Source organism: Janthinobacterium sp. SUN176, assembly GCF_030587335.1.
Classification (GTDB): domain Bacteria; phylum Pseudomonadota; class Gammaproteobacteria; order Burkholderiales; family Burkholderiaceae_D; genus Janthinobacterium; species Janthinobacterium kumbetense.
Genome location: NZ_JAPWIA010000006.1, coordinates 16,121 through 34,337 on the forward strand (window position 1 = coordinate 16,121; position 18,217 = coordinate 34,337).

Annotated in this window: 19 protein-coding genes; 8 read left to right on the top strand and 11 right to left on the bottom strand. The window is 62.0% G+C overall.

The window, feature by feature from the left end; all coding sequences use genetic code 11:
- The first annotated feature begins 20 nt into the window (after nucleotides 1–20).
- From O3299_RS25350 to yacG, 5 genes are all read left to right on the top strand, one after another.
- Nucleotides 21–1,217 (top strand): type II secretion system F family protein, encoded by a 1,197-nt coding sequence (locus tag O3299_RS25350; protein ID WP_305063486.1) that lies wholly within the window; start codon nucleotides 21–23, stop codon nucleotides 1,215–1,217.
- 106 nt (nucleotides 1,218–1,323) lie between these two features.
- Complete coding sequence (locus O3299_RS25355; protein ID WP_289900359.1) at nucleotides 1,324–2,193, top strand: A24 family peptidase; 870 nt, start codon at nucleotides 1,324–1,326, stop codon at nucleotides 2,191–2,193.
- A gap of 31 nt (nucleotides 2,194–2,224) precedes the next feature.
- Nucleotides 2,225–2,872: a dephospho-CoA kinase gene (coaE, locus tag O3299_RS25360; protein WP_289900360.1), complete on the top strand. Its 648-nt coding sequence runs from the start codon at nucleotides 2,225–2,227 to the stop codon at nucleotides 2,870–2,872.
- A gap of 62 nt (nucleotides 2,873–2,934) precedes the next feature.
- Nucleotides 2,935–3,690, top strand: coding sequence for a cell division protein ZapD (gene zapD / locus O3299_RS25365; protein ID WP_077399896.1), 756 nt, complete (start codon nucleotides 2,935–2,937; stop codon nucleotides 3,688–3,690).
- A gap of 18 nt (nucleotides 3,691–3,708) precedes the next feature.
- The gene (gene yacG / locus O3299_RS25370) at nucleotides 3,709–3,900 is read left to right on the top strand and encodes a DNA gyrase inhibitor YacG (protein ID WP_034748814.1); all 192 of its coding nucleotides are present in this window, start codon (nucleotides 3,709–3,711) and stop codon (nucleotides 3,898–3,900) included.
- A 3-nt stretch (nucleotides 3,901–3,903) separates the two neighbouring features.
- Here yacG and O3299_RS25375 read toward each other — a convergent pair whose 3' ends face one another.
- The 5 genes from O3299_RS25375 to argJ form a co-directional block, all read right to left on the bottom strand.
- Nucleotides 3,904–4,320 (bottom strand): PIN domain-containing protein, encoded by a 417-nt coding sequence (locus tag O3299_RS25375; protein WP_305063487.1) that lies wholly within the window; start codon nucleotides 4,318–4,320, stop codon nucleotides 3,904–3,906.
- Nucleotides 4,321–4,326: 6 nt separating this feature from the next.
- Entirely contained in the window at nucleotides 4,327–4,536 is a 210-nt protein-coding gene (locus tag O3299_RS25380) for a DNA-binding protein (protein ID WP_251351086.1), read from the bottom strand.
- 119 nt (nucleotides 4,537–4,655) lie between these two features.
- Nucleotides 4,656–5,078, bottom strand: a complete 423-nt coding sequence (locus tag O3299_RS25385) for an NUDIX domain-containing protein (RefSeq protein WP_251351085.1) — start codon at nucleotides 5,076–5,078, stop codon at nucleotides 4,656–4,658.
- The gene (locus O3299_RS25390) at nucleotides 5,075–5,956 is read right to left on the bottom strand and encodes an ATP-binding protein (RefSeq protein WP_289906890.1); all 882 of its coding nucleotides are present in this window, start codon (nucleotides 5,954–5,956) and stop codon (nucleotides 5,075–5,077) included. Before O3299_RS25390 ends, O3299_RS25385 begins: the two co-directional genes overlap by 4 nt.
- Nucleotides 5,953–7,191 carry a bifunctional glutamate N-acetyltransferase/amino-acid acetyltransferase ArgJ gene (gene argJ / locus O3299_RS25395; protein WP_305054626.1) on the bottom strand — a complete coding sequence of 413 codons (1,239 nt, stop codon included), beginning with the start codon at nucleotides 7,189–7,191 and terminating at the stop codon, nucleotides 5,953–5,955. The genes O3299_RS25390 and argJ overlap by 4 nt, the downstream gene beginning before the upstream one ends.
- Before the next feature lie 325 nt (nucleotides 7,192–7,516).
- On the opposite strand from argJ, the gene O3299_RS25400 reads away from it, so the two are divergent.
- Nucleotides 7,517–8,776 carry an alpha/beta hydrolase gene (locus O3299_RS25400; RefSeq protein WP_305063488.1) on the top strand — a complete coding sequence of 420 codons (1,260 nt, stop codon included), beginning with the start codon at nucleotides 7,517–7,519 and terminating at the stop codon, nucleotides 8,774–8,776.
- An 80-nt stretch (nucleotides 8,777–8,856) separates the two neighbouring features.
- Here the strand turns inward: O3299_RS25400 and secA are convergent, their stop codons facing one another.
- Nucleotides 8,857–11,625, bottom strand: coding sequence for a preprotein translocase subunit SecA (gene secA / locus O3299_RS25405; RefSeq protein WP_099665423.1), 2,769 nt, complete (start codon nucleotides 11,623–11,625; stop codon nucleotides 8,857–8,859).
- Between the two features lie 279 nt (nucleotides 11,626–11,904).
- On the opposite strand from secA, the gene O3299_RS25410 reads away from it, so the two are divergent.
- Nucleotides 11,905–12,414: a DciA family protein gene (locus O3299_RS25410; protein ID WP_099665424.1), complete on the top strand. Its 510-nt coding sequence runs from the start codon at nucleotides 11,905–11,907 to the stop codon at nucleotides 12,412–12,414.
- 1 nt (nucleotide 12,415) lies between these two features.
- On the opposite strand, the gene lpxC is transcribed toward O3299_RS25410, so the two are convergent.
- The 3 genes from lpxC to O3299_RS25425 all read right to left on the bottom strand — a co-directional run bounded on the left by lpxC (nucleotide 12,416) and on the right by O3299_RS25425 (nucleotide 15,203).
- A complete protein-coding gene (lpxC, locus tag O3299_RS25415; RefSeq protein WP_077399869.1) occupies nucleotides 12,416–13,351 on the bottom strand; it encodes a UDP-3-O-acyl-N-acetylglucosamine deacetylase in 936 nt (311 codons plus the stop codon).
- 75 nt (nucleotides 13,352–13,426) lie between these two features.
- Nucleotides 13,427–14,269, bottom strand: coding sequence for a DMT family transporter (locus O3299_RS25420; protein ID WP_099668227.1), 843 nt, complete (start codon nucleotides 14,267–14,269; stop codon nucleotides 13,427–13,429).
- Between the two features lie 160 nt (nucleotides 14,270–14,429).
- Nucleotides 14,430–15,203, bottom strand: coding sequence for a helix-turn-helix transcriptional regulator (locus O3299_RS25425; protein ID WP_305063489.1), 774 nt, complete (start codon nucleotides 15,201–15,203; stop codon nucleotides 14,430–14,432).
- Between the two features lie 104 nt (nucleotides 15,204–15,307).
- Between O3299_RS25425 and O3299_RS25430 the strand changes: the two genes are divergently transcribed.
- Nucleotides 15,308–16,075, top strand: a complete 768-nt coding sequence (locus O3299_RS25430; RefSeq protein ID WP_289919562.1) for a class I SAM-dependent methyltransferase — start codon at nucleotides 15,308–15,310, stop codon at nucleotides 16,073–16,075.
- Between the two features lie 141 nt (nucleotides 16,076–16,216).
- Here the strand turns inward: O3299_RS25430 and O3299_RS25435 are convergent, their stop codons facing one another.
- Nucleotides 16,217–16,723: a peroxiredoxin gene (locus tag O3299_RS25435; RefSeq protein WP_034784976.1), complete on the bottom strand. Its 507-nt coding sequence runs from the start codon at nucleotides 16,721–16,723 to the stop codon at nucleotides 16,217–16,219.
- Nucleotides 16,724–16,907: 184 nt separating this feature from the next.
- Nucleotides 16,908–18,116 carry a cell division protein FtsZ gene (gene ftsZ, locus O3299_RS25440; protein WP_034748865.1) on the bottom strand — a complete coding sequence of 403 codons (1,209 nt, stop codon included), beginning with the start codon at nucleotides 18,114–18,116 and terminating at the stop codon, nucleotides 16,908–16,910.
- Nucleotides 18,117–18,217 lie beyond the last annotated feature (101 nt).

Genomic DNA, 18,217 nt, shown 5'->3' on the forward strand with positions numbered 1-18,217 from the left:
CGTGATGACAGGAGGTGCACATGGCGGCCGAGCGGCGCTTTGCGTGGAAGGGCACGGACCGCCATGGCAAGCCGGTCGACGGCGTTTTGCGCGCCGCCGACGCCTGCGCTGCCAAGGCAATATTGAGAAGCCAGGGCATCCTGGCCACCCGGGTGCAGGCTGCGCGCAGCGCACCCGGCAAGGCCATCACGCGCAAGGATATCGCGCTGTTTACGCGCCAGCTGTCGACCATGATGGCGGCTGGCGTGCCGCTGCTGCACGCCTTCGACATCGCCGGCAAGGGCCATGCCAAGCCTGCGATCACGGCGCTGATGCGCGACTTGCGCCACGACATCGAAGCGGGCAGCAGCCTGCAGCAGGCGTTCCGCCAGTTCCCGCTGCTGTTTGACGAACTGTATTGCAACCTGCTGGCGGCAGGCGAACAGGCAGGCATCGTGCAAGACTTGCTGGCGCGCCTGGCCACGCACCAGGAAAAGGCCATCGCCCTGCGGCGGAAGGTGCGCGGCGCGCTGATGTATCCGCTGGCCATCGTGCTCGTCGCCATCGTCGTCACGGCCATCATCATGAGCGTGGTCGTGCCCGCTTTCCGCCAGGTCTTCGACAGCTTCGGCGCGCCCTTGCCGCTGCCCACCCTGCTCGTCATGGGCGTGTCCGCCTTTGTTGTCCGCTACTGGCTGGCCTTGCTGGCGGTGCTCGTGCTCGCTTGCGTGCTGCTGCACCTGGCCTGGCGCCGCTCTCCCGCGTGGCGGCGCAACACGCAACTGCGGGCGCTGCGCCTGCCCGTGTTCGGCTCCCTCTTGCGCAAAGCGGCGATCGCCCGCTGGACGCGCACCCTGGCCGCCATGTTCGCCGCCGGCGTACCGCTGCTCGACTCGCTCGGTCTGGTGGGCGCCGCCTCCGGCCACGCGCTGTACCAGGAAGCGACGACGCGCATCGAACGCGAAATCCGCGCCGGCGGCAGCCTGGCCCTGGCCATGGAACACAGCGGCGTGTTCCCTCCCTTGCTGACGCAGCTGACCCTGATCGGCGAGGAGTCCGGCGCGCTCGACGCCATGCTGTCGCGCGCGGCCGACATCATCGAGGCCGATATCGACGCCACCGTGGCCACCCTTTCCACGCTGCTGGAACCGGCGCTGATGGTGGTGCTTGGCGTGCTCGTCGGTTCCCTCGTGATCGCCCTGTATTTGCCGATTTTCAAGCTGGGGGCCGTGATTTGACCATTCACCCGCCTAAAACGTCCCCATGTGCCGGCGGATGTTTTACACTGCGGCAGTGCCAGGCAATGTTTGCACGGCAACATTCATCACCTCAGACAAGTTCACCATGCTGCAAGATACCCTGTTGTTCGCCGCGCCCGGCAATCTGCCCGTCGCCCTCGTTGCCGCCCTGTTCGGCCTGATCGTCGGCAGCTTCCTGAATGTGGTGATCCACCGCGTGCCGAAAATGATGCAGCGCGAATCCGATAATTATGTGGCGGAAGAAAGCGGCTTGCCCTTGCCGCACACGGACCGCTACAACCTGATGCTGCCGCATTCGAACTGCACCGCTTGCGGCCACCGCATCACGGCCATGGAAAACATTCCCGTCATCAGCTATCTGCTGCTGCGCGGCAAATGCAGCGCCTGCAAGGCACCGATCTCCGTACGCTATCCGCTGGTCGAGCTGCTGACGGGCGCGCTGTCGGCCCTCCTGGTCTGGCACTTCGGCAGCGGCTGGACGGGCCTGGCAACGCTCGTGTTTGCCTGGCTGCTGATCGCCATGACCTTCATCGACGCCGATACGCAAATGCTGCCGGACGACCTCACCTTCCCCCTGCTGTGGGCGGGCTTGCTGATCAATATCAATGGCACTTTCGTACCCCTGCAGGACGCCGTCATCGGCGCTGCCGCCGGCTATCTGGCCCTGTGGGCCGTGTACTGGGCCTTCAAGCTGGCGACAGGCAAGGAGGGAATGGGCTATGGTGACTTCAAATTGCTGGCGGCGCTCGGTGCGTGGCTGGGCTGGACCATGCTGCCGACGATCATCTTGTTGTCGTCGCTGGTGGGCGCCGTGGTCGGCATCGGCCTGATCGTGTTTGCCAAGCGGGGGCGCGACAAACCGATTCCGTTCGGCCCCTATCTGGCGGCGGCAGGCCTGATCGCGCTGCTGTACGGCACGCCCCTGTCGCGCCTCACGCTGGGCCTGACCAGCTGACCCGCGCAACACTGCCCCTATGGAAAAACACATGCAACTTCATAACGCACCGTATTTCAGCGTGGGTCTCACCGGCGGCATCGGTTGCGGCAAGAGCACGGTGGCCGACCAGTTCGCCGCGCTGGGCGCCTCCATCGTCGACACGGACCAGATCGCGCACAGCCTGACGGCGCCCAATGGCGCGGCCATGCCGGCCCTGGTGGCGGAATTTGGCCCCGACTACGCCGATGCGCGCGGCGCCCTCGACCGCTCAAAAATGCGCAACCTCGTATTCGCCGACGCCGCCGCCAAGGCAAAACTGGAAGCCATCCTGCACCCGCGCATCCGCCAGGCGACCCTGGCGGCCGCCGCCGAAGCGACGGGCAGCTACGTGATCTTTGCCGTCCCCCTGCTCGTCGAGTCCGGCGGATGGGTGGAACGCGTCAACCGGGTGCTCGTCATCGATTGCCTGGAAAGCCTGCAAGTGTCGCGCGTGATGGCGCGCAATGGCTTATCGGAAGAACAAGTCAAAGCCATCATGGCGACGCAGGCCACGCGCGCCATGCGCCTGGCGGCGGCGGACGATGTGATCGACAATAATGGCGATTTGGCCGCCCTGGCGCCGCAGATTGCCCAGTTGCACGATTTATATCTGGCATTTTCAAAAAGAATGGCCGGAATCGGGTCGCAACGTTTGTAATTTGTCGACGCTTGGTTCAAAATCACGGGATTGTTTGCAGGTCCTTACTTAAGGGAATTATTTTGATTGTCTACGAATACCCTTTCAACGAACGCATACGTACCTTGTTGCGGCTGGAAGACCTGTACGACAAATTCAAGTTCTTCATCCAGCAAGAGCATGCAATGCAACACCATGTTGCCTTGGCAACTATTTTCGATATGCTCGAAGTGGCTGGCCGCGCCGACCTGAAGTCCGACCTGCTGCAGGAACTCGAGCGCCAGCGCCAAAGCCTGCTCGGTTACCGCAGCAATCCAAATGTGGAACCGGAAACGCTCGATGCCATCCTTGGCGAACTCGACAGTGTCAGCGGCGCTCTGGTGGCGGCGCAAGGCAAGACGGGGCAGAATATCCGCGACAATGAATGGCTGATGAGCATCCGCGGCCGCACCATCATCCCCGGCGGCGCCTGCGAATTCGACTTGCCATCCTACTTTGCCTGGCAAAAACGCAGCTCGGAACAGCGCTTGACCGATATCCACGCCTGGTTCGCCCCGCTCGCTCCGCTGTTCGACGCGCTGGCCCTGGTTTTGCGCCTGCTGCGCGATTCCGGCGGCCCCGTTAAACTGATCGCCAATGGCGGCAGCTACCAGCAAATGCTGCAAGGCAAGGTATACCAGATGCTGCGCCTGAGCCTGGATGAAAGCAGCGGCGCCATCCCGGAAATTTCCGCCAATAAATATATGCTGTGGGTGCGCTTCACTACCCAGGGCGGCGACTTGAAGCCCAAGCCGCTGGAAGAAGATGTCCCATTCGAGCTCACGCTCTGTAATTTTTAACTGTTACTTATTTGCCCCATCATGACCGTCGTTAATTGCCCTACCTGTGCCGCCAAAGTCGAATGGACTGAAGCCAACAAATTCCGCCCCTTCTGCTCGGAACGCTGCAAGCAGATCGACTTGGGTGCCTGGGCCGAAGAGAAATACACGATCCCCGCCGCCGACCCGTTCGAAGATCCGCTGGCAGACGAAGACAACAAGCCGCAATAATTCTCAGCGAAACGGATTTTCCAGGCGCAGCCCCTGCGCCGCGAAACTGTCGAGCCTGCCACTGACCACCGTCAAGCCATAGGCGATACCCATCGCCGCGATCTGCCCATCGACGCCATGCGCATGGCCCCGCTCACACAGGCGGGCGCACACGAGGGCGCAATCGAGGTCGAATTCCAGCAGCCGCGGCGCATAGTCCGCCAGCACTGCTTCCAGCCAGCCTTCCAGCGCCAGTGCTTCCAGCGCCGCTTCGCGCAGCCAGCTGCGCTGTATGCCTGCGCGCAACTGCGCGATCACCTGTACCGGCACATAGCGCATTTCCGGCGCCACCCGTTCGAAAAAAGTGCGCACGCCCTCCGGCGCAGCGCTGCCCTTGCGCGCCGCAACGATCACATCCGTGTCGAGCAGGTAGGCGGACATCGCACGTCAAGTGCGGCGCTCGAAATCCGCATCAAGCCCCACGTCGGGCATGCCGCGCAAAATATCGTCGAGCGGACGCTTCGGCAGCGGCCGCAAGGCGCTGCGCAGAATGTCGCGGTGCTCGTCTTCGATGCTGCGGCCATGCGCGCGCGCACGCTTGTGCAGGGCGGCAATCAGCAATTCATCGGTATCGGTAAAGGTCAGTGTCAGCGGCATGCGCAACTCCCAATGCTAGATGAAAGCACTGTAGCGCAAAGCGCGCGCGATACAAGGAAAGTCACAGGAAAGCTTGCGCCAGCACGCAGCATGGTGCTGCCCGCTGGCACAAGTGTCAATCAGGCAAGCGCCAGCGATTCCCGGCGTACCTCGTCGAGCCATTCCAGCAAGGGAATGGTGGCCGGCAGCAAGGGTTCCACGCCGACCGTGCCCTGCCAGGCAAACGCCTGCCCTTCCAGGCTTTGCGGCTCGCCCCGCCACTCGCGGCTGATATAGAAATGCAGGCGCACGTGGGCGTGCGGATACACATATTCGACGCCGCACCAGGCCTCGGCACTGTCGATATATAAACCCAGTTCCTCGACAAACTCGCGCTTCAAGGCGTCAAAAATGGCTTCGCCCGGCTCGACTTTGCCGCCAGGAAACTCCCAATAGCCGTCATACGGCTTGCCAGCCGGGCGCTGGCCCAGCAACACGTCGCCATTCGGTTTCATCAGAATGCCGACGGCGACATCCACCGGTGTCACTTTCATATCACTCATTGCGGCAACTTTCCCGCAGGTAGTTTCCCAGCATAATCGCGTGCGAATTGCCACGCCACCCGGCCCGAACGGGAACCGCGCTGCAAGGCCCAGCGCAGGGCGTCGCCGCGCGCCTGCGCGATCTGTTCCGGCGTGCAGCCGAACGAAGCGAGCCAGTGCGCTGCGATATCGAGGTAGTCATCCTGCTTGAACGGGTAGAACGACAGCCACAGGCCAAAGCGCTCGGACAGCGAGATTTTCTCTTCCACCGTCTCGCCCGGATGCAAATCGCCGTCATCGTCCGTCTTGTAGCTGCTGTTGTCGGACATGCGTTCCGGCATCAGGTGACGGCGGTTCGACGTGGCGTAGATCAGCACATTGTCCGATTGCGCGGCGATGCTGCCGTCGAGCGCCACTTTCAGCGCCTTGTAGCCGCTCTCGCCCTCTTCGAACGACAGGTCGTCGCAAAAGATGATGAAGCGCTCGGGGCGCGCTGCCACCAGGTCGACGATGTCGGGCAAGTCGGCAAGATCCGCCTTGTCCACTTCGATCAGGCGCAGGCCTTGATCGGCGAACTGGTTCAGGCATGCCTTGATCAGCGACGACTTGCCCGTGCCACGCGCGCCCGTCAGCAACACGTTGTTGGCGGGACGTCCGCTGACGAACTGGCGCGTATTTTGCTCGATCTGCGCCTTTTGCGTGCCGATATTGTGCAAGTCATCCAAGGCGATGGACGACACGTGGGCCACGGCCTGCAGATGGCTGGCCGCGCCCTGGCGCCGGCGCCAGCGGAAGGCAAAGCTGTTCCAGTCCGTCGCCGGCAAGGCCGGCGGCAAGATCGACTCGAGGCGCGCCAGTACCCGTTCGGCGCGGATCAGGAATTGATCGAGGCCGGTCATGAGCGGTAGTCGGCGTTGATCGACACGTAGTCATGCGACAAATCGCACGTCCACAGGGTAGCCGTGGCATCGCCGCGCGCCAGTTTCACGCGGATGGTGATTTCGCTTTGCTGCATCACGCGCTGGCCATCCTGTTCCTGGTAGTCCGGGTTGCGGCCGCCGTTCTTGGCCACCCACACGTCGTCCAGATACAGGTTCAATTGACCCACATCAAGGTCGTCCACGCCCGCGTAGCCGATGGCGGCCAGGATGCGGCCCAGGTTCGGGTCGGAGGCAAAGAACGCCGTTTTCACCAGCGGCGAATGGGCGATGGAATAGGCGATCTTGCGGCACTCTTCCACGTTGCGGCCGTCTTCCACGGTCACGGTCATGAATTTCGTCGCGCCTTCGCCGTCGCGCACGATGGCTTGCGCGAGAAAAGTAGACAGTTCGGTCACGGCAGCGGCCAGTTCCGCATAGTGCGGCGAATCGATGGAATCGATGACCAGGCTGCCGGCGCCCGTGGCTACCAGCATGAACGAGTCATTGGTGGAGGTGTCGCCGTCGATGGTGATGCAGTTGAACGATTTATCGGCCGCCTGCTTCACCAATTGGTCGAGCACCGGTTGCGCCACGGTGGCGTCAAACGCGAGGAAACCCAGCATCGTGGCCATGTTCGGCTTGATCATGCCGGCGCCCTTGCTGATGCCCGTCAGGGTCACCGTGTGGCCACCGATGGTGACCGTGCGCGAACCGGCTTTCGGCTGCGTGTCGGTGGTCATGATGGCTTCGGCGGCCGAGAACCAGTTGTCCGGCGTCAGTGCGGCCACGGCTTGCGGCAAGCCGGCGACCAGGCGCTGCACGGGCAAGGGTTCCAGGATCACGCCGGTGGAAAACGGCAGGATTTGCTGCGGCGTGCAGCCCAGCAGCTCGGCCAGCGCGGCGCAGCTGGCCTGCGCGTCGGCCAGGCCCGATTCGCCCGTGCCCGCATTCGCGTTGCCCGTATTGACCAGCAGCGCGCGGATCGGCGCGGCGCCGGCCGTCACGGCGGCCAGGTTGGCCTTCGAGATTTGCACGGGCGCGGCGCAGAAGCGGTTCAAGGTGAACACGCCGGCCACGGTGGCCGTCGGCGCCAGTTTCAATACCAGCAAATCCTTGCGGTTGGGTTTCTTGATGCCGGCTTCGGCAACACCGATTTCAATGCCAGCGACGGCTTTCAAGTCGGCGGCGACGGGCTTGGGGGAATTGACGGCCATGGTGATTTCTTCTGCGAGGGAAAAGGGAAGCGCTATTGTAGCGCCTTCGCGGCGCCGGTGAACATGCGGCAAGGGAATAGTCGCGCCGGCCAGGGCAGTCGCGAAGCGGGTCGGCAACATGACCAGGCTTGCGATTTATCAGAACGCCGCCGCCTGGCGGCGCTAAGGTATAGGAACAGACGATCACGCGTCTCGCACAAGCGCCCGGGGAGGGAATGTCATGGCGCATGGAAAATCCTACCGCATGCATCGCAGCGATTCAGGCTCGTCACGCCCGTTGCGTCTATGGTGTTTATGCTGCCTGCTTTGCCTGCTTGCCTCGTTGATGGCCTGTACGCTGCCAGGCGAACCGGCCGATCATGCCATCGGCCACGCCACCGATCTGGCATCCACAGCGCCGCCGGCCGCTGAAACGCCGCCAGCGGCAGAATTTCCACCCGCGACCGGGGTGGGACGACCACCGCCAACCTTCCCATGGAACAGCTCATGGTTAGGCATCGGCGGCTTGGTCGGCAATCTGGGCAACCTGGCCGGCAGCAGCGGCATGCTCACGGGCAGCAGCGGCATGGCCAAGCCTGGCAACGATCCACCGCCGGCCGGCGCCGTGCACGTCACCGTGTACTACGCCACCGACAGGCAATACCAGGCCAGCAGCCGCAGCTATGGCTGGCAGCCCAACCGCGCCGCGCCCCACCTGAGCTACGGCAGCGTCCTCGTCAGCATCCCGGAAAAAAGAGCGCCGGGCGAACTGCCGCTGCCGCCGTGGTACGCCATCCTGTCCGGCGACGATGCGCAAAAATATGTGCTGATCAAGGGAACCACGCGCCTGTCGCGCGCGGATTTCCTCGCTACCGTCAAGGCAAGCATTCAAGCCGCACCGGAACGCCGCGCCGCCTTCATCTATATCCACGGCTACAGCAATTCCTTTGACGACGCCGCCCGGCGCACGGCGCAGATGGCGGTCGACCTCGATATCGGCGCCCTGCCCGTGTTCTACAGCTGGCCATCGAAAGGCTCGATGGCCGGCTACGAATACGACCAGAATTCCGCCGAATGGACGCAGGCGCACCTGCAGGCGTTCCTGGCCGATTTCGCGGAGCACTCCTCGGCCACCGATATCTACCTCATCGCCCACAGCATGGGCAACCGTCCGATGACCGTGGCCCTGGCCAACCTGCTGGAAAAGCGCCCCGACCTGCTGCCCCTGTTCAAGCAGGTGGTGCTGGCGGCGCCGGACATCAATGCCGATGTCTTCCGCGACCAGATCGCCCCCCGCTTTGCCAGCCTCAAGCTCTCCGCCACCCTGTACGCGTCCGCGAACGACAAGGCCATCCGCGCTTCCTACAATTTTGCCGACTGGGACAGGATAGGCGATATCCGCGGCCCCGTCGTCGGCATTCCCGGCATGGAGCTCGTCGATGCCTCAGCCGTCATCATGAACTTCATGGGGCACGATTACTTCGCCAGCAACCGCGTCTTGCTGACCGATATCGCCACCATGATCAAGACGGGCCAACGGGCAAAAAACCGCGGCGGCTTGAAGGGCATTCCCTCGCAGGCGCCGCAATACTGGGCCTTTCCCTGAGCCGGGGCCGGGCAAGGCATGCCGGACATAAAAAAACGGAGACCGCGGTCTCCGTTTTTGTTCAGGCCATGCAGCGGGCTTTACGCCAGCTTGCCGTGGCAAGCCTTGTACTTCTTGCCGCTGCCGCAAGGGCATGGGTCGTTACGGCCCACTTTAACACCCATGCTCACGCTCATGTCGTCGACGTTGTCCATGTTGCCGCCGGCCGAAGGAGCCAGCAGTTCTTCCGGCGCCGCGTTCGGGTCGAATTCGGCGTGCTGGTAGTGCACGTTTTCCACGTGCGACTGCTGCATCGCCTGTTCGGCCGCATCGACTTCTTCGCGCGACTGGATACGCACCGTCATCACGTGTTTCGTGACGTCGTTCTTGATCATGTCGAGCATCTGGCCAAACAGTTCAAACGCTTCGCGCTTGTATTCCTGTTTCGGATTCTTCTGCGCATAACCGCGCAGGTGAATGCCCTGACGCAGGTGATCGAGCGCCGCCAGGTGTTCACGCCAGTGGCTGTCCACGCTTTGCAGCATGACATTGCGTTCGAAGCCGCCAAACGATTCCTTGCCGACGATATCGATCTTCGACTGGTACACGGCATCGGCCGCGGCCAGCACTTTTTCCAGGATCTCTTCGTCCGTCAGGGTCGAATCGGCTTCCAGCATTTCATGCAGCGGCAAGTCCAGCTGCCATTCGCTCGCCAGGGTATTTTCCAGGCCCTTGATATCCCACTGTTCTTCCACCGATTCATGCGGCACGTACTCGTGCACCAGGTCGGTGAACACGCCATGACGCAAGGAAGCGATCATGTCGGAAATATCGGTCGTTTCCAGCAGCTCGTTACGCTGCTGGTAGATCACCTTGCGCTGGTCGTTGGCGACGTCATCGTATTCCAGCAATTGCTTGCGGATATCGAAGTTGCGCGCTTCAACCTTGCGTTGGGCCGATTCGATCGAACGCGAGACAATGCCTGCCTCGATCGGTTCGCCTTCCGGCATTTTCAAACGGTCCATCACGGCGCGTACGCGGTCGCCGGCGAAGATGCGCAGCAGCGCGTCGTCGAGCGACAGGTAGAAGCGCGACGAACCCGGATCACCCTGGCGGCCGGCACGGCCACGCAGCTGATTGTCGACGCGGCGCGATTCGTGGCGTTCGGTGCCGATGATGTGCAAGCCGCCCGCATTGACCACGTGGTCGTGCAGGGATTGCCATTCATCGCGCAAGGTCTGCGACTGGGCTGCCTTGTCGGCGTCGCTCAGCTCAGGATTGGCTTCGATGAACTTGATCTGGTTCTCGACGTTACCGCCCAACACGATGTCCGTACCGCGACCGGCCATGTTGGTGGCGATGGTGATGGCTTTCGGACGGCCTGCCTGGGCGATGATTTCCGCTTCGCGCGCATGCTGTTTCGCGTTCAGCACGTTATGCGGCAAACCGGCCTTGGTCAGGATGCCCGACAGCAGTTCCGAGTTCTCGATCGAGGTGGTACCCACCAGCACGGGCTGGCCGCGCTCGTAGCAGTCGCGGATGTCGTTCAACATCGCGTTGTATTTTTCCGCCGACGATTTATAGACCTGATCCTGACGGTCCTTGCGCTGCAGCGGACGGTTTTGCGGAATCACAACCGTTTCCAAGCCGTAGATTTCCTGGAATTCGTACGCTTCCGTATCGGCCGTACCCGTCATGCCGGCCAGCTTGGCGTACATGCGGAAGTAGTTCTGGAAGGTGATCGAGGCCAGGGTCTGGTTCTCGTTCTGGATCTTGACGCCCTCTTTCGCTTCGACGGCCTGGTGCAAGCCATCGGACCAGCGGCGGCCCGTCATCAGACGGCCCGTGAATTCATCGACGATCACCACTTCATTGTTCTGCACCACATAGTGCTGATCCTTGAAGTACAGCGCATGCGCGCGCAGGGCCGCATACAGGTGATGCACGAGGGTGATGTTGGCCGAGTCGTACAGCGAGGCGCCTTCCGGCAGCAGGCCCATCTCCATCAGGATGCCTTCGGCCTTTTCGTGGCCGGCTTCCGTCAGCAGCACCTGGTGCGCTTTTTCATCCTTGGTGTAGTCGCCCGGCACTTCAACCTTGCCCTTGCCGTCCGGCGTTTCTTCGCCGATCTGCAAAGTCAGGCGCGCAGGCACTTCATTGATCTTGTGATACAGGTCCGTATGGTTCTCGGCCTGGCCCGAAATGATCAGCGGCGTACGCGCTTCATCGATCAGGATCGAGTCGACTTCATCGACGATGCCGAAGTTCAGGCTGCGCTGCACGCGCTCGCGCGCTTCGTAGACCATGTTGTCGCGCAGGAAGTCGAAACCGAATTCGTTATTCGTGCCATACGTGATGTCGGAGTTGTACGCCTGCTGCTTGGCGCTGTGCTCCATCTGCGACATGTTTACGCCAGTCGACAGGCCCAGCCATGCATACAGGCGGCCCATGGTTTCGGCATCGCGCTGCGCCAGGTAGTCATTGACGGTGACGATATGCACACCCTTGCCCGACAAGGCATTCAGGTAGGCTGGCAAGGTTGCCATCAGGGTCTTGCCCTCGCCCGTGCCCATCTCCGCGATCTTGCCGAAATGCAAGACCATGCCGCCGATCATCTGCACATCGAAATGGCGCATGCGCAGGACGCGCTTGCTGGCCTCGCGGCAGACGGCAAAGGCTTCCGGCAGCAAGGCATCGAGCGATTCGCCCGCGGCGATGCGTTCCTTGAAGGCAGGCGTCTTCGCTTGCAGCTCGGCATCCGACAGCTTTTCGATGGCCGGCTCGAGCGCATTGATCTCGCGTACCGTTTTTTGGTATTGCTTGAGCAGCCGCTGGTTGCGGCTACCGAAAATCTGGGTCAGTAATGACATGCTTGAATTCTTGAAAAAACGCCGTTAAAAAAAGCTCGGTAGGGAACAACGCGGTAGTAATCGCGTCACCGCACGGAGTTCGACTATGGCAAAAGACGATGATTTTATCATGCGTTCCCGACATGGTTGGGGTAATGCGCCATATAACAATAGCTTAATGACAAACAAATAGCAGAAATTGCGGACATTTTCCATACTGTAAGGCAATACGGTCCGCCCGCCTGCACCGCACCCGCCGCCGCACTCGTCACGCGGGGGCGAGTGTGCTATGTTTCGGCCATGCGAACTCCCACTTATTCTCCGGCACCGCGCCGCGGCTACGGCTTTGCCCGCTCCGGCCCGGCCGTCACGGGCGCAACCGATTTTCTGCGCGGCAATGCGACGATGGCTTCCCTGATGCCCACCGTCACGCGTCTGGCCGCCCTGCAAAAAGATTGCGCCAAGGCCTTGCCGGCCATGTTCGAGCATTGCGACATCCTGCAATTCGAGAGCGGCCAACTGGTGCTGGCCACGCCGAACGCGGCGCTGGCGGCCAAGCTCAAGCAGCAATTGCCAAAGTTGCAAGGGGAACTGGAAAGAAAAGGCTGGCAGATTTCAGGCATCAAGCTGAAAGTGCAGGTCATCAAGAGCATCGCGCCCATCGTGCATACGCGGGCGCTGGTCTTGCCGGAAAAAGCCATGTCGGCCCTGGAAGAGCTGAGCACGGCCCTGCCAGCGTCGAAGCAGAACGAGCAGCTGATCGCGGCGCTGCGCAATATGGTGCGCCACCACCGCGAACCTAAGGATTAACTCAGGTCAAAGACCACTCGCGCTCCATTTGACGCAGGTACGATTGCGGCGCCGCCTCATTGGTATCGAAGGAAACGATTTCATACGATTCCGGCTGTTCCAGCAGCGCCAGCAGCAGCTGGTTGTTCAGCGCATGGCCTGACTTGTGCGCCGTGTAATACGCGAGCAAGGGGTGGCCCACCAGGTACAGGTCGCCGATGGCGTCGAGGATCTTGTGGCGCACGAACTCGTCTTCATAGCGCAAGCCATCGGCGTTGAGGATGCGGTACTCGTCCATCACGATGGCGTTTTCCAGCGAACCGCCACGCGCCAGACCCATGCCGCGCAAGCTTTCCACGTCCTGCATGAAGCCAAACGTGCGTGCGCGCGCCACGTCGTGCACATACGACACGTCGCCAAAGTCGACGGAGGCGCGCTGCATCGTGCCATCGACGGCCGGGTGATTGAATTCGATAAAGAAATCGAGCTTGAAGCCGTCATACGGCGACAAGCGCGCCCATTTCTCCGCGTCACCCTTGCCGTGACGCACTTCCACGGGCTTGATGACCTTGATGAATTTCTTTGGCGCTTGCTGCTCTTCCACGCCAGCCTGCTGCAGCAGGTAGACGAAGGACGAGGCGGAACCGTCCATGATGGGGATTTCTTCCGCATTCACGTCGATATACATATTGTCGACGCCCAGGCCGGCCGCAGCCGACATCAGGTGTTCCACTGTAGAAACCCTGGCGCCATCCTTGATCAGCACGGAAGCCATGCGCGTATCGCCCACGGCCATGGCGCTGGCGGGGAACTCGACGATGGGATCGAGGTCGATGCGGCGAAACACGATGCCCGTGTCGATCGCGGCAGGACGCAGAGTCAGCTCGACCTTGGTGCCAGAATGCAAACCGACACCGATGGTGCGGACCTGTTGTTTGATGGTGCGTTGTTTTAACATCTGTCGATTATATCTATTTGCCGGATTTTCGTTGCGGCGCGGCATGGCCCACGCCAGAAATACCACAACCGCTACTCATGGATGCTCACTCTCGGCGTGGACAGCCTCCCTGCGCACGAGGTAAATGCCGCTGCCGATGATGATGGCCGCACCGATCAGGGTGTATTCGTCGGGCAAGGCGCGCCACAGCATCCAGTCCAGGGCCATGCCCCAGGCCAGGGCCGAGTATTCGAATGGCGCCACGCTGGACGCCTTGCCATGGCGAAACGCTTCCGTAATCGCCAGCTGCCCCAGGAAGCCACTCAGCGACAAGCCCGCCAGCAGCCACCAGTCTTCGCGGCGGATGCTCACCCACTCGTGCGCCGACAGGGCCACGCCGCCGAGGGCCATCATCACCATCAGCCAAAAGACCATGCTTTCGCTGGCGTCCGTGCGGCTGAGGATGCGGCCCGTGACGGCGGAAATGGCGTAACAGGCGGCCGAGCCCAGCACGGCCAGCCCGGCCACCGAAAAGAATCCCGAACCGTCGGGGCGCAGCGCCACCAGCACGCCCAGCAAACCCACGGCGATGGCGCACCAGCGCGCGAAGTCCACTTTTTCCTTCAGGATAAAAACCGACAGGACGGTGATCAGCAAGGGGGCGACGAAAAACAGCGCATACGTCTCGGCCAGCGACATGCGCTTCAGGCCGTAGGCAAACAGGGTGATCATCAGCACACCCAGGACGCCGCGCAACAGGTGCAGCGGCCAGCGCACCTTCAGCACGTTCTTGAAGGCGCCGCGGTACAGCAGGTACAGGCAGACGAGCGGCAACGACGACAGGGCGCGCAAGGCCGTCACCTGCATCGGCGGGTAATGGGCGGACAACAGCTTCATGGCTGTGTCCATCAGGGAAAACATGGCGACGGCGACCAGCATCACATAGATGCTGCGCAGGTTGGGATTGTGGGGTAACAGGACAGACTCCTGGCGAAAGAGCGGGACCGTCATCATGGCGACGGCCGGAGCCAGGACAGCATGGTCTGGAAAGGCAGGGCCAGGCGGTCAGCCCGATTATAACAAGCGCGGCCGTTTTACCTTATGACACAGGCAACAGCATCACCAGTTTCAAGTCGTGCTGGCGCGCCAGGTGCAGGGTCACTTGATTGAACGCAAGCAGGCCCTGTTGCGCATGCCGGAACTGGCGCAGGCCGCCATCGCGGCCCTGCACCTGCTGCGCGCCCCACCACTGGCGAAATTCAGGGCTGGCATCGGCCAGTTCGGCGATCAGGCCAGCCAGCGGCGCCTGGTCCGCCTGCCGGCCGATATCGGCGCGAAACTCCGCCACCAGGCGCTGCGCCCGCTCGGGCCAGCCGACGACCAGATCGCGCGCACCAGGTTCCAGGAACATGAAGCGCAACTGGTTCGGCGCGTCCCCGTCGCCGTGCAGCCAGCCCGTAAACAGCGTGGACGCCGCCCCGTTCCACGCCACGGCATTCCATGCGCGGTCCAGGATATACGCGGGCGCGTCGATGGCGGCGACGATGGCGGCCAACTCGGCGGCGGCAGGTCCCCCGCCCTCGCCTGCGCCATGGCTGGGGTCATGCTTGTCTGCCACCTCGAACAGGTAGGCGCGCTCGGCCGCGCTCAGCTGCAGCACCTGCGCCAGGCGCGCCAGCATCTTGGCCGATGCCGACACGGGCCGCCCCTGCTCCAGCCACGTCAGCCAGGTGGGACTGACATCGCACAGCTGTGCCAGCTCTTCGCGCCGCAAGCCAGGCGTGCGCCGCCGTCCGCCGCCGGGCAAGCCGGCCATGGCGGGGGTGACGGTTTCGCGCCGGGCGCGGATGAATTCAGCAAGTTTGTTCGACATGACGGGGAAGCATGGTAGTAGATATACCAGTATAAGTTATGGTCTTGTTACAGGATAATTTTATCCCTATTCTGCAGGAACTCAGCCATCCACAGGAGAAAACCATGCAGCAGCACGATGTCGTTACCGAACAGTTTGGCAAGACGGCCAATGCCTACCTGAGCAGCGCCGTACACGCGCAAGGCGCCGACCTGGTGCTGATGCAGGAATGCGCGCGCCGCCACGGCAAGCCGGTGGTACTGGACCTGGGCTGCGGCGCCGGCCACGCCAGCTTCGCCGTCGCCCCCGTGGCGCAATCGGTGGTCGCCTATGACCTGGCGCAGCCCATGCTCGACGTGGTCGACTGCGCCAGGGTGCAGCGCGGCTTGCACAATATCAGCACGCAACAAGGCGACGTGGCCCGCCTGCCGTTTGCCGACGCCAGCTTCGACATGGTCGTCACGCGCTTTTCCGCGCACCACTGGAACGACGTGGCGGGAGCCCTGGCAGAAGCGTGGCGCGTGCTGCGCCCGAACGGCACCTTATTAGTGGTCGACATCGTCGCGCCCAAGACGGCCCTCTACGACAGCACCTTGCAGGCGGTGGAAATGCTGCGCGACGCGTCCCACGTACGCGACTACCGCAGCTGCGAATGGGGCGCCAAGTTTGACAACGCAGGTTTTACGCACAGCTTGCGCAGCGTGTGGAAACTGACCATGCAGTTCGACGAGTGGGTGGCCCGCATGCGCACGCCAAGCGAAAGAGTGGCGGCCATCCGCAACCTGTTCGATGGCGCGCCCGAGGAAGCGCGCCGGTATTTCGCACTGCAGGACGATTATTCGTTCAGCATCGATGCGGCCATGTTCGAGGCGAGCAAGCCGTCGGTACAATAAAAAAACGGCGCCGATGGCGCCGTTTTTACGTCAAAAAAGGACAAGTCCCTGAAAAATGTTCAGGGCAAGGCGCATTGCCGCAGGCAGTACGAGTAGTACGCCAAGGCAGTGCAACACCGCCATGGACTTTTTCTCAGGGACTTAAGCCAGTTGGCCCAGCAAGGTTTCCGCGTTCGACACTTCAAACTTGCCGCCTTGCTCGATGTTCAATTGCGTCACGACGCCATTGTCGACCAGCAGCGAGTAGCGCTGCGAGCGCGTGCCCATGCCGTGCTTGGAAAAATCGGCGTCCAGGCCCAGGGCCTTGCTGTAGGCGGCGTTGCCGTCAGCCATCATGCGCACGACGCCGGTAGCTTTCTGGTCGCGGCCCCAGGCGCCCATCACGAACGCGTCGTTGACGGAGATGCACCAGATTTCATCGACGCCCTTGGCTTTCAGGTCCGCGGCGTGCTTGACGTAGCCCGGCACGTGCTGTGCGGAGCAGGTCGGGGTGTAGGCGCCTGGCAGGCCGAAGATGGCGATCTTCTTGCCCTTGACCAGGTCTTGCACGTTGAACGTGTTCGGACCCAGTGCGCAGCCTTCGGTTTCGCTTTCGATGAATTCAGCCAGGGTGCCTTCTGGCAGGGTGTCGCCGATCTTGATGGTCATGTTGACTCCTTGTGTACTGTCGGTTGAGGATGCTGCCGGCATGATGCCGACACTGCGCGATAGTATGCCTGACTTGCCGTATTTGTGCAGAAAACGGCCGAAAAGGCAAAGTCAAAAGTCAAAAGCCGGCAAAAAAAAACGGCGGCCCTCAGGCCGCCGTCATCGTTACATGCATCACATCACCTTAGTCGGCCTGTTTGCGCAGGAAGGCTGGAATATCGTACGTCTCCATACCATTCTTTTCCATCGCGCGCACCTGCTCGGAAGCCGATTCGCGACGCCATACTGCCGGCGCCTTCATGCCGTCGAAACCGGCAGCCGGCGTAGCCACGCCAACTGTCGTCGTCGCCGCTTGCGCGCTACCCATGGCAGCCGATGGGGTCAACGGGCTGTTGTGCGTACCGGTGCGCAGCACTTGCTGCGGTACCAGCTGGATGTTTTTCTTCGCGCGGCCCAGGCCCGTGGCCACCACGGTAACGCGGATGTCGTCGCCCATGGCGTCGTCGTAGGCGATACCTTGCGCGATCGACGCATCCGGTGCGGCAAACGCGCGCACGGCGGCCATGACTTCCTTGATTTCTTTACCTTTCAAGCCACGGCTGGCCGTGACGTTGACCAACACGCCGCGCGCGCCGGACAGGTCGATGCCGTCCAACAGCGGCGAAGCGACAGCCTGTTCCGCGGCGATGCGTGCGCGGTCGACGCCGGAAGCCGTCGCCGTGCCCATCATGGCCTTGCCCTGCTCGCCCATGATGGTTTTCACGTCGTTGAAGTCGACGTTGATATGGCCTGGCACGTTGATGATCTCGGCAATGCCGGCCACCGCGTTGTTGAGCACATCATCGGCATGCTGCATCCATTCCAGCATGCTTTCGTCTTCGTAGATCTCTTCCAGTTTTTCGTTGAGGATGATGATCAGCGAATCGACGTGCAGGGACAGCTGCTCCAGGCCTTCGTCGGCGATGTCCATGCACTTCTGGCCTTCATACGAGAATGGCTTGGAAACCACGGCCACCGTCAGCGCGCCCAGTTCCTTGGCCACTTCAGCCACGATAGGAGCGGCGCCCGTGCCCGTACCGCCGCCCATGCCGGCAGCGATGAAGACCATGTGCGCGCCGCGCAGCGAATCGGCGATGCGCGTGCGCGATTCTTCCGCCAGCTGGCGGCCAACGGCAGGTTTCATGCCGGCGCCCAGACCGGTATCGCCGATCTGGATGATGTTGTGGGCCTTCGATGTCGACAGGGCCTGTGCGTCGGTGTTGGCGGCAATGAACTCCACACCCGACATGCCTTTGTTGATCATGTGTTGGACTGCATTGCCACCCGCACCGCCGACGCCGACGACCTTGATGACGGTACCTAAAGCTGTGTTATCGACCATATCGAACTCCATGATGTGCTCCTATCAGATGCGGTTTCCAAGCGCCAGGCCTCATATTGGTAGGAGAACTGGAGATTGAAAACTGCGGTTAAATATAAAATAAAGTTATGTGT

Bases quoted from the DNA above. Each gene is read 5' to 3' on its own strand.
- argJ (WP_305054626.1), bottom strand. From the start codon at position 7,191: ATGGCCGTCAATTCCCCCAAGCCCGTCGCCGCCGACTTGAAAGCCGTC.
- O3299_RS25410 (WP_099665424.1), top strand. From the start codon at position 11,905: ATGCGAACTCCCACTTATTCTCCGGCACCGCGCCGCGGCTACGGCTTT.
- ftsZ (WP_034748865.1), bottom strand. From the start codon at position 18,116: ATGGAGTTCGATATGGTCGATAACACAGCTTTAGGTACCGTCATCAAG.
- secA (WP_099665423.1), bottom strand. From the start codon at position 11,625: ATGTCATTACTGACCCAGATTTTCGGTAGCCGCAACCAGCGGCTGCTC.
- O3299_RS25375 (WP_305063487.1), bottom strand. From the start codon at position 4,320: ATGTCCGCCTACCTGCTCGACACGGATGTGATCGTTGCGGCGCGCAAG.
- O3299_RS25420 (WP_099668227.1), bottom strand. From the start codon at position 14,269: ATGCTGGTCGCCGTCGCCATGTTTTCCCTGATGGACACAGCCATGAAG.
- O3299_RS25430 (WP_289919562.1), top strand. From the start codon at position 15,308: ATGCAGCAGCACGATGTCGTTACCGAACAGTTTGGCAAGACGGCCAAT.
- O3299_RS25435 (WP_034784976.1), bottom strand. From the start codon at position 16,723: ATGACCATCAAGATCGGCGACACCCTGCCAGAAGGCACCCTGGCTGAA.
- O3299_RS25390 (WP_289906890.1), bottom strand. From the start codon at position 5,956: ATGACCGGCCTCGATCAATTCCTGATCCGCGCCGAACGGGTACTGGCG.
- coaE (WP_289900360.1), top strand. From the start codon at position 2,225: ATGCAACTTCATAACGCACCGTATTTCAGCGTGGGTCTCACCGGCGGC.
- O3299_RS25355 (WP_289900359.1), top strand. From the start codon at position 1,324: ATGCTGCAAGATACCCTGTTGTTCGCCGCGCCCGGCAATCTGCCCGTC.
- O3299_RS25385 (WP_251351085.1), bottom strand. From the start codon at position 5,078: ATGAGTGATATGAAAGTGACACCGGTGGATGTCGCCGTCGGCATTCTG.
- O3299_RS25425 (WP_305063489.1), bottom strand. From the start codon at position 15,203: ATGTCGAACAAACTTGCTGAATTCATCCGCGCCCGGCGCGAAACCGTC.
- O3299_RS25380 (WP_251351086.1), bottom strand. From the start codon at position 4,536: ATGCCGCTGACACTGACCTTTACCGATACCGATGAATTGCTGATTGCC.
- O3299_RS25350 (WP_305063486.1), top strand. From the start codon at position 21: ATGGCGGCCGAGCGGCGCTTTGCGTGGAAGGGCACGGACCGCCATGGC.
- O3299_RS25400 (WP_305063488.1), top strand. From the start codon at position 7,517: ATGGCCTGTACGCTGCCAGGCGAACCGGCCGATCATGCCATCGGCCAC.
- lpxC (WP_077399869.1), bottom strand. From the start codon at position 13,351: ATGTTAAAACAACGCACCATCAAACAACAGGTCCGCACCATCGGTGTC.